Below are 7845 nucleotides of genomic sequence, written 5' to 3' on the forward strand. Positions count from 1 at the left end.
GGTACTCGAATTTGAACGAACTCCGCTACTTGGGCACGCGCGGGATTGGTTCACCCGCGTCAGCCAGGTCCGCCGGCCAGACCACGCGGAACCGCTCAAAAACAATCTCGTCGGCTTCTGTCCATTCCAGTCCCCGGCGGGCCCGGGTCCGGGTCCAGTACCTCCGGTGCCCGGCCTGCCAGCCTGCAAGTGAGCGGTCGTCCTCACCTTCATCCCGGGCGAAGGCTTCGTCGGCGCTGGAGAACGGGCCGAGGCGGAGCTCCACGGTACGGAGGACCAGGCGGGGGATGCCTGCCGCGTCGCAGGCAATCCAGTGCGACCCGATGCGGGGCAGGTTGCCGCCCGCCTGGAGGAAATCACGGGCGAGTTCGGACGTGGCCCGTTTGGCACCCTCCGTCACGGCCCGCAGCAGCTCATCGGCCAGGGCCGCGGAATCACCAAAACGTTCAACGGTGTAGTCCGGACAGAGGCGGACAGCCTCGGGGCTGGCGGCGGCGTATTCCGACCAGAAGAGCTCGGCCGCGGCAGTGTCCACGGCCGGAAGAGCCTCGGCGCTCACGCGAGCGCCTGCCGCAGCCAGCGGTCCAGGACGGGGGCGGGCGCGGCACCGGCCTGGCGGGCCACAATCGTTCCGTCAACGATCACCATCAGCGTCGGAACGGCCTGGATGTCGAAGCGTGCGGAAAGCCGCGGCGCCTTGTCCACGTCCACTTTTACGAGCTTGACCTCGCCCGCGCGCTCGTGCGCCAGCTGGTCCAGAACCGGGCTCACCATGCGGCAGGGCCCGCACCATACGGCCCAGAAGTCCACCAGCACAGGCACGCGGGACTGTTCGGCGATGACGGCAAAGTCGTCGTCGCCCGCCTCCACCACCCATGGCAGGTCACGGCGGCATTTTCCGCACCGCGGCCGCCCCTCGGCAGCAGCCGGCACACGGTTGGCCTGGCCGCAGTGCGGACACTTGCTGATCGCCTTGTTCATGCCGTCCTTACCCTTTCCCGGATCCCGCGGTCATTTGTTCCAACCGCAACAGTGCCAAACGCAAGCGTACGACGGCGGGTGCGTCCCGCCGTCGTACGCCCGCCAGCCGTGGGTTGGAAGCCTTGCACGGTCACTACGGCCGGAGGGGGTTCCCCAGCCCGGCCGGCTGGAGGTCGAGGATGGGAAGGTGACCGTCGGTCCGGATGCTGTCTCCGCCCCCGTTGCGGTGGTGGTAGCCGGAGGAGAAGTGCCGGATGACGTGCACGGACTCCACGGCGTTGGCCGCCTGCAGCGTGCTGATGATGAAGTCGCGTTCCTCGTCGGTCCCGTCGGCGATCTTGTGCGTGATCTGGAAGGTGAAGAGCGAGAGCCCCACGCTCTTGTCGTAGGTTCCGGCACCCACCCAGTCGACGGCGAACCCGCCGGGCAGCATCCAGCCGTCCGGACATTTCCAGAACCGCACGTGGTGGCGTTTCCGCGGGTTGCCGTCGATTTCCCGCTGGAACGCCATGTCCTGCCTGTTGCCGAAGACGTACAGGGCGCTGACCGGCGACTGCGGATAGCTCCGGCCCAAAAGCGTCGAGGTCAGCGTTCGCCACGCGGTTGCCGGGGTGACGGGGTCGGCCTCCGTCCACCCCGCCGTAAGCATCGCGGTGCGGAGCTCGTCCGCCGGGCCAATGACGGCCAGGTTGACCGGATCACCCAGCACGCCGTCGCCGGTGCGGGCACGCCCGATGAAGTAATTCGGCAGGTAGAGGCTGCTGAGGATCTTGTGGACCCGGGGCAGGAAGGCGTAGGCCGCAATCAGCCAGACGGGGAGGAACACCCACACCTGTTCAGGTCCCCTGGCCAGCCGGGCGAGCAGAAAGAAGTAAACCGCCCAGCCCACAGCCACAGTGATGGCCACGTACAGCAGCCGCTGGAGCACAGCGAGGACGGTGGCCCAGCGGGTGCCCCAACGCGCTTTCCGGTTGTCCGGCCGCGTGTGCTCCGGCTCCCGGGGCGCCTCGGTGTCTTTGGGAACGGCCACTTACTTGGGCAGGTGCTCCAGCAGGTGCCCGGTGACAGCGCCGTACGCGAGGTGCGGCACGATGTCACTGGCCCAGTCGGCGGCGCTCCACGTCCGGGGGTCGGTGATGCCCAGCGCGGTCATGGGAACGTTCGAGACAAGCAGCGCAGCCACGGACGCCACACCCACCGACCGGAGCGGCCCGGTCCGCCAGCCCAGTGACCCGGCCGCCCCCAGGGCAGCACCAAGTCCCATGCCCGTGGCGATCCCGAGCAGCGGGCCGAGGGCCTCCACCCGGTTCCCGCGTTGGGCTTCGTTTCCCGGGATGGTCACGCCGGACCTTTCGGCAAGCCGCTCCACCGAGTCTGTGGGGGTGGTACTCGCCGCGCGGCCCCGCCACACCATGTCCAGGTAGCTGACGGCGTTCAGCGCGGTGGTTCCCGCGGCGCCGGCGAGCGCTCCGTTGACGAGTCCTTTGAACACGGACATTCCGGCTCTCCTTCAGGCTGTGTGCTGGGCATTCCTATGCTGAAACTTACGTGCTGCCACTGATCGCGGCAACGCCGGCGGCCGCGATCACCGTGAGGTATTCACATTGTCCGGACCCGCGCAGCTGTGAAAACATGCCTCATGCGCGCCATGCAGAATTCCAGCCGATTGCAAGATGTCCGTTACGACCTCAGGGGTCCGGTGCAGCATGCGGCGAAGAAGATGGAGGCCGAAGGCCACAGCATTCTGCGCATGAACCTTGGGGATCCGGCACCGTTCGGCCTGCATGCGCCGGAGTCGATCGTGGTGGACATGATCCACCACCTGCGCGAGGCCCAGGGCTACAGTGACTCGAAGGGCATCTTCTCCGCCCGCACCGCCATCTCGCAGTACTACCAAACCAAGGGCCTGATGGAGATCGGCGTAGAGGACATCTTCATCGGCAACGGGGTCAGCGAACTCATTTCCATGACGCTCCAGGCCTTCCTCGAGGACGGCGACGAGGTCCTGATCCCTTCGCCCGACTATCCGCTGTGGACGGCCGCCACCGTGCTCTGCGGCGGCAGCGCCGTGCACTACGTGTGCGATGAGGAGAACAACTGGTGGCCGGACATGGCAGACGTCGAAGCCAAGATCACCGACCGCACGCGGGCGATCGTCCTGATCAACCCCAACAACCCGACCGGCGCCGTCTATCCCCGGCACATCCTGGAAGGGTTCGCCGATCTGGCCCGGCGCCATGACCTCGTGCTGTTCTCCGACGAAATCTACGAAAAGATCCTGTTCGAGGACTACGTCCACATCCACATGGCTTCGGTGGCCCGGGACATCCCCGTATTGACGTTCTCCGGCCTGTCCAAGGCCTACCGGATGCCCGGCTACCGCGCCGGCTGGGTGGCCGTCTCCGGTCCCCGCTGGGCCACTGCCGCCTACCGGGAGTCGCTGGAGCTGCTGGCCTCGCTCCGGCTTTGCCCCAATGTTCCCGCGCAGCACGCCATCCAAACGTCGCTGGGCGGCTACCAGAGCATCACGGACCTCATCCGGCCCGGCGGCCGGCTGCGGGAGCAGCGCGACCTGGCCTGCCGCCTGCTCAACGAGATTCCCGGGGTGAGCTGCGTGCCCGCGGCCGGCGCGATGTACCTGTTCCCGAGGCTGGACCCGGAGATGTACCCCTTTGTGGATGATGAGCAGTTCGTCCTTGACCTGCTGCAGGACCAGAAGATCCTCGTCTCGCACGGGACGGCGTTCAACTGGCACGCCACCGACCACTTCAGGTTCGTCATCCTGCCCGCGGTGGACGACATCCGCGAGGCCGTGCGGCGCATCTCCACCTTCCTGTCCTCCTACCGCGCCAAGGCCGGGCGCGCCCGCGCCATGTCCGGCAACGCCACCCACCACAGCCAGGACGAACTGAGCGCCTGAGCGCCCTACAGCGGACGACGGCGGGTGCCTCCCGCCGTCGTCAGCCCGCTTTTTCTGCCGCGGCAGGAAAGGTCAGCCGATAGGCTCCGCCATCTGGTCCACGACGTACTGCACGTCCACGGAGTCGCCGGTCACCGGGTCCGCCATTTCCACCTTCCAGCTGCGGGCGAACTGGTTCACGCCGCCGGTCATGGCCACGGTGCCGGAGATGAGTACCGTCCCGGGCGCGTTCAGTCCCCGCTCGCTGAGCACCTCCAGCCAGTAGTCGGGTGTCAGCAGAGCCTCCAGCGAACTGTCCTGGATGAGTGTGTCGGGGGTGTCCCCCTCCCCCACCCAGCCCTTCAGCGTGATCCGGTCCAGGTGGTCCCGCACGTCGTCGAGCCGCCACGCCTTGCGGCCCAGCACATCAGGACTCGCGTTCTTGCTCCAGGCCACCCCGTGCACCTCGAGCTCGCGGTCGGTGTGATCGCAGGCGACGGTGAGCAGCACGCCCTCGTCGGTGATGACGAGGGCCCACTCGGCCTCTCCTGAAGTCCGGCCATGCTGCACCTGGATTTCCGATACCTGCTGGGCCAGATAGGGGGACACTGGATACAGGGCGGGAGTGGTTGCCGGGCCCGGAACGCCAAGTTCAGCGAGCTCAGCGATATGGGCCTGGACTTCATCCTGTTCCCGCCCCGCGTAGCCGGCATTCAGGAGGTGCCTGACCTCGACACTCTGTGTGCGGCCATCGGGTAGTTCAAAGCTCAGAGTCGTCATCGTGGATCCATCCTTTGCATGTGCTGCTGGAGAAATTTTTACAAACCGGAAACCGGAATCAGTCGCCAATGTACATCCAGTATGCGTAATGTATACATTTAACGCCAGCGTGACAGGCGTCACTACAGAAAACCTCGTGGAGGACAACATCATGGCTAACGTCCCAGTTCCGGATCCGGGCGCCGCGGCGCATCCGCACGCCACCCCGCACCCGGCTGTTCACCCCAAGGGCCTGTACAAGGCCTTTGCTGCCAGCCTTACCGGCACGGCGCTCGAGTGGTACGACTTCGCCGTCTACTCGGCGGCAGCCGCCGTCGTATTTCCCATCGTCTTCTTCCCGGCAACCGATCCGCTGACCGGCACCATCCTCGCCTTCTCCACCTATGCCGTGGGGTACGTTTCCCGCCCGGTGGGCGGGATCATCTTCGGCCGGCTCGGGGACCGCATCGGCCGCAAAAAGGTCCTGGTGACCACCCTGATGATCATTGGCGTGGCCACGGTGCTGATCGGCGTGCTGCCGGGGTATGCCAATATCGGCGCGACCGCCGGGATCATCCTTGTGCTGCTGAGGTTCGCCCAGGGCGTGGGCGTGGGCGGGGAATGGGGCGGCGCCGTCCTGCTGTCCAGCGAATACGGCGACCCGCACCGCCGCGGCTTCTGGGCTTCCGCCGCACAGGTGGGGCCGCCCGCCGGCAACCTGCTGGCCAACGGCGCGCTCGCCATCCTGACGGTCGCCCTCACTGAGGAGCAGTTCCTGAGCTTCGGCTGGCGGATCGCATTCCTCGTGTCCGCCGTGCTGGTGGCCTTTGGCCTGTGGATCCGGCTGCGGCTGGAGGACACCCCGATCTTCAAGGCGATCGAGGCGCACGGCGAGCAGCCCCACGCCCCGGTCCGCGAGGTGTTCAGCAAGGAACTCCGCCCGCTGATCGCCGCGATCCTGTGCCGCGTTGGCCCGGACGTGCTGTACGCGCTGTTCACCGTCTTCACCCTCACCTACGGCATCCAGGTCCTCGGCTACGAGCGCAACCAGGTCCTTACCGCCGTCCTCATCGGCTCCGCGTTCCAGCTCGTCATGATCCCGCTGGCCGGCGCCGTCTCCGACCGCTTCAACCGCCGCCTGGTCTACGGCGTCGGCGCCGCGGTGGGCGCCGTGTGGACGTTCATCTTCTTCGGGGTCCTCGGCGGGAACAACCAGCCGATGCTGATCATCGGCATCGTGCTTGGCCTGATGGCGCACTCCTTCATGTACGGCCCGCAGGCCGCCTTTATTGTGGAACAGTTCTCCCCGCGGCTGCGCTCCACCGGCAGCTCCCTCGCGTACACATTCGCCGGCGTCATTGGCGGCGCCATCGCACCGCTGCTGTTCACCGTGCTGCTGTCCGAGTTCGACACCTGGATCCCGGTGGCCATCTACGTGGCGGTGGCGGCTGCCGTGACACTCGTGGGGCTGGCGCTCGGCCGGGACAACGACACCGTGGAGGACCTGGACTACCGCCTGCTGCTGGAAGGCTCCGCCTCCGCCCGCCAGCAGTCCGGCGTCGAATCCGCCTAGCGGTTCCGGGTTTTTGTACAGATATTGGCCGCTGGGCGCCCCGGAAGTCCCATTATCTGGACAAAAACTCCCTCAGGTGCGGAGCAGGATGTCGCGGGTGACGGCCAGGTGATGGTCGATGGCCTCCTGCGCCTTCGCCGCATCTCCGGACACCAGGGCGTCGAGGATGTCCTGGTGTTCGGAGCACACCTGCTCACGCCGCCCTCCCGTCCGGAACAGGGCGGAAACCCCGACGACGACCTGCCGGACGTGCAGCTTGCTGTAGGTCCGGGAGATGAGCTCGTTGCCCGCGGCGTCGATGAGCTGCTGGTGGAAGAGCGTGTCCAGGCGGATGAACTCCTGCGCGGCCTCGGCACCCTGGTGTTCCTGGTTTTCAGGCAGCCCGGACTGCTGGTGCAGCTTGGACTGCCGGTCGAGGGTCTCCTGCATTTTGTCCGCCGGCACGCTGCGGTGCTCAATGACAAGCCGGGCGGCGTGGCTTTCCAGCACGCCGCGCAGTTCCATCAGCTCCGAGATTTCCCGGCCGGTCACCGGAGGCACGTAGGCGCCGCGCTGCGGGATCAGTTCCACCAGCCCGTCGGACACCAGCAGCAGCAGGGCCTCGCGGACGGGCGTTCGGGAGACCCCGATTTCGGCGGCCAGCTCCTGCTCGTTGAGGAAGCGGCCCTGCATGTCCGGGTCGGTCAGGATGTTCTCGCGCAGGTAGGCATAGGCCTTTTCGCGGCCGGACGCCGCTGTCCCCGAACTTTTTCGCATACATCAGGTATACAACAGAGAAGAGCAGATACATGCGTTTAGCAGTCGCCCAGATCGTCACCGGCTCCGGCCTTGAAGCCAATCTGGAGCTGATCCGAGACTACGCCACGCAGGCCAGGAAGGCAGGCGCGGAGCTGGTGGTCTTCCCGGAAGCGGCCATGCGCGCCTTCGGTAATCCGCTGGCGGATATCGCCGAACCGCTGGACGGGCCGTGGGCCAGCGCGGTCCGGACCATTGCCGCGGATCTGGATATCGTCGTCGTGGCAGGCATGTTCACCCCCGGCGACGGCGGGCGGGTACGGAACACGCTGTTGGTGACGGGACCGGGCATCGATACGTCCTATGACAAGATCCACCTCTTCGATGCCTTCGGGTTTGCCGAGTCCGATTCGGTGGATGCCGGCACATCGCCGGTGACCTTCGAGCTGAACGGCACCACCATCGGCCTGGCCACCTGCTACGACGTGCGCTTCCCGGCCTTGTTCACGGCCAACGCGCGGGCCGGCGCGGCCATCAACATCGTGTGCGCCTCCTGGGGCGCCGGGGAGGGCAAGGCGGAGCAGTGGGACCTGCTGGTCCGCGCCCGTGCGGTGGACAGCACCACCTTCGTGGTGGCCTGCGGCCAGGGCGACCCGGCCACCCTTGGGCTGCCCTCCGCCGGCACTGCGCCCACCGGCATCGGGCACAGCGCGGTGGTGTCGCCGCTCGGTTTCCCGCTGGTGGCCCTGGGCCGCGAGCCTGAGCTGGCCGTCGTCGACATCGATCCGTCAGTCATTCCGGAGATCCGCGGAAAGCTGCCCGTGCTGGCGAACGCCCGGAGCTTCTAGACCCTAAGCAAAAGGCGGGCACAAAAGGCGGGGCGGGGCCACACCCAGTG

General features: G+C 67.0%; 9 protein-coding genes. 3 read left to right on the top strand and 6 right to left on the bottom strand.

The window, feature by feature from the left end; all coding sequences use genetic code 11:
- Nucleotides 1-25: 25 nt before the first annotated feature.
- From ACFUTU_RS18610 to ACFUTU_RS18625, 4 genes are all read right to left on the bottom strand, one after another.
- Entirely contained in the window at nucleotides 26-559 is a 534-nt protein-coding gene (locus tag ACFUTU_RS18610) for an ASCH domain-containing protein (RefSeq protein WP_377966950.1), read from the bottom strand.
- Nucleotides 556-981, bottom strand: a complete 426-nt coding sequence (trxA, locus tag ACFUTU_RS18615; protein ID WP_377966953.1) for a thioredoxin — start codon at nucleotides 979-981, stop codon at nucleotides 556-558. The genes ACFUTU_RS18610 and trxA overlap by 4 nt, the downstream gene beginning before the upstream one ends.
- Nucleotides 982-1114: 133 nt before the next feature.
- The gene (locus tag ACFUTU_RS18620; RefSeq protein ID WP_377966955.1) at nucleotides 1115-2011 is read right to left on the bottom strand and encodes an LssY C-terminal domain-containing protein; all 897 of its coding nucleotides are present in this window, start codon (nucleotides 2009-2011) and stop codon (nucleotides 1115-1117) included.
- Nucleotides 2012-2479, bottom strand: a complete 468-nt coding sequence (locus ACFUTU_RS18625; protein ID WP_377966957.1) for a hypothetical protein — start codon at nucleotides 2477-2479, stop codon at nucleotides 2012-2014.
- A 141-nt stretch (nucleotides 2480-2620) separates the two neighbouring features.
- On the opposite strand from ACFUTU_RS18625, the gene ACFUTU_RS18630 reads away from it, so the two are divergent.
- Nucleotides 2621-3901, top strand: a complete 1281-nt coding sequence (locus ACFUTU_RS18630; RefSeq protein WP_377966959.1) for a pyridoxal phosphate-dependent aminotransferase — start codon at nucleotides 2621-2623, stop codon at nucleotides 3899-3901.
- 72 nt (nucleotides 3902-3973) lie between these two features.
- On the opposite strand, the gene ACFUTU_RS18635 is transcribed toward ACFUTU_RS18630, so the two are convergent.
- Complete coding sequence (locus tag ACFUTU_RS18635; RefSeq protein ID WP_377966961.1) at nucleotides 3974-4660, bottom strand: DUF2848 domain-containing protein; 687 nt, start codon at nucleotides 4658-4660, stop codon at nucleotides 3974-3976.
- 151 nt (nucleotides 4661-4811) lie between these two features.
- Here ACFUTU_RS18635 and ACFUTU_RS18640 point away from each other — a divergent pair, with 151 nt between their 5' ends.
- On the top strand, nucleotides 4812-6212 hold the full coding sequence (locus tag ACFUTU_RS18640; protein WP_377966963.1) for an MFS transporter: 1401 nt from the start codon (nucleotides 4812-4814) through the stop codon (nucleotides 6210-6212).
- Nucleotides 6213-6284: 72 nt separating this feature from the next.
- Here the strand turns inward: ACFUTU_RS18640 and ACFUTU_RS18645 are convergent, their stop codons facing one another.
- Entirely contained in the window at nucleotides 6285-6968 is a 684-nt protein-coding gene (locus ACFUTU_RS18645) for a GntR family transcriptional regulator (RefSeq protein ID WP_377966965.1), read from the bottom strand.
- Between the two features lie 32 nt (nucleotides 6969-7000).
- On the opposite strand from ACFUTU_RS18645, the gene ACFUTU_RS18650 reads away from it, so the two are divergent.
- Nucleotides 7001-7795: a carbon-nitrogen hydrolase family protein gene (locus tag ACFUTU_RS18650; protein WP_377966967.1), complete on the top strand. Its 795-nt coding sequence runs from the start codon at nucleotides 7001-7003 to the stop codon at nucleotides 7793-7795.
- Nucleotides 7796-7845 lie beyond the last annotated feature (50 nt).

Source organism: Arthrobacter sp. NPDC057388, assembly GCF_042668165.1.
Classification (GTDB): Bacteria; Actinomycetota; Actinomycetes; order Actinomycetales; family Micrococcaceae; genus Arthrobacter.

Excerpts from the sequence above, each read along its gene's own strand:
- trxA (WP_377966953.1), bottom strand. The coding sequence starts at position 981 with ATGAACAAGGCGATCAGCAAGTGTCCGCACTGCGGCCAGGCCAACCGT.
- ACFUTU_RS18625 (WP_377966957.1), bottom strand. The coding sequence starts at position 2,479 with ATGTCCGTGTTCAAAGGACTCGTCAACGGAGCGCTCGCCGGCGCCGCG.
- ACFUTU_RS18630 (WP_377966959.1), top strand. The coding sequence starts at position 2,621 with ATGCGCGCCATGCAGAATTCCAGCCGATTGCAAGATGTCCGTTACGAC.
- ACFUTU_RS18635 (WP_377966961.1), bottom strand. The coding sequence starts at position 4,660 with ATGACGACTCTGAGCTTTGAACTACCCGATGGCCGCACACAGAGTGTC.
- ACFUTU_RS18640 (WP_377966963.1), top strand. The coding sequence starts at position 4,812 with ATGGCTAACGTCCCAGTTCCGGATCCGGGCGCCGCGGCGCATCCGCAC.
- ACFUTU_RS18645 (WP_377966965.1), bottom strand. The coding sequence starts at position 6,968 with ATGCGAAAAAGTTCGGGGACAGCGGCGTCCGGCCGCGAAAAGGCCTAT.
- ACFUTU_RS18650 (WP_377966967.1), top strand. The coding sequence starts at position 7,001 with ATGCGTTTAGCAGTCGCCCAGATCGTCACCGGCTCCGGCCTTGAAGCC.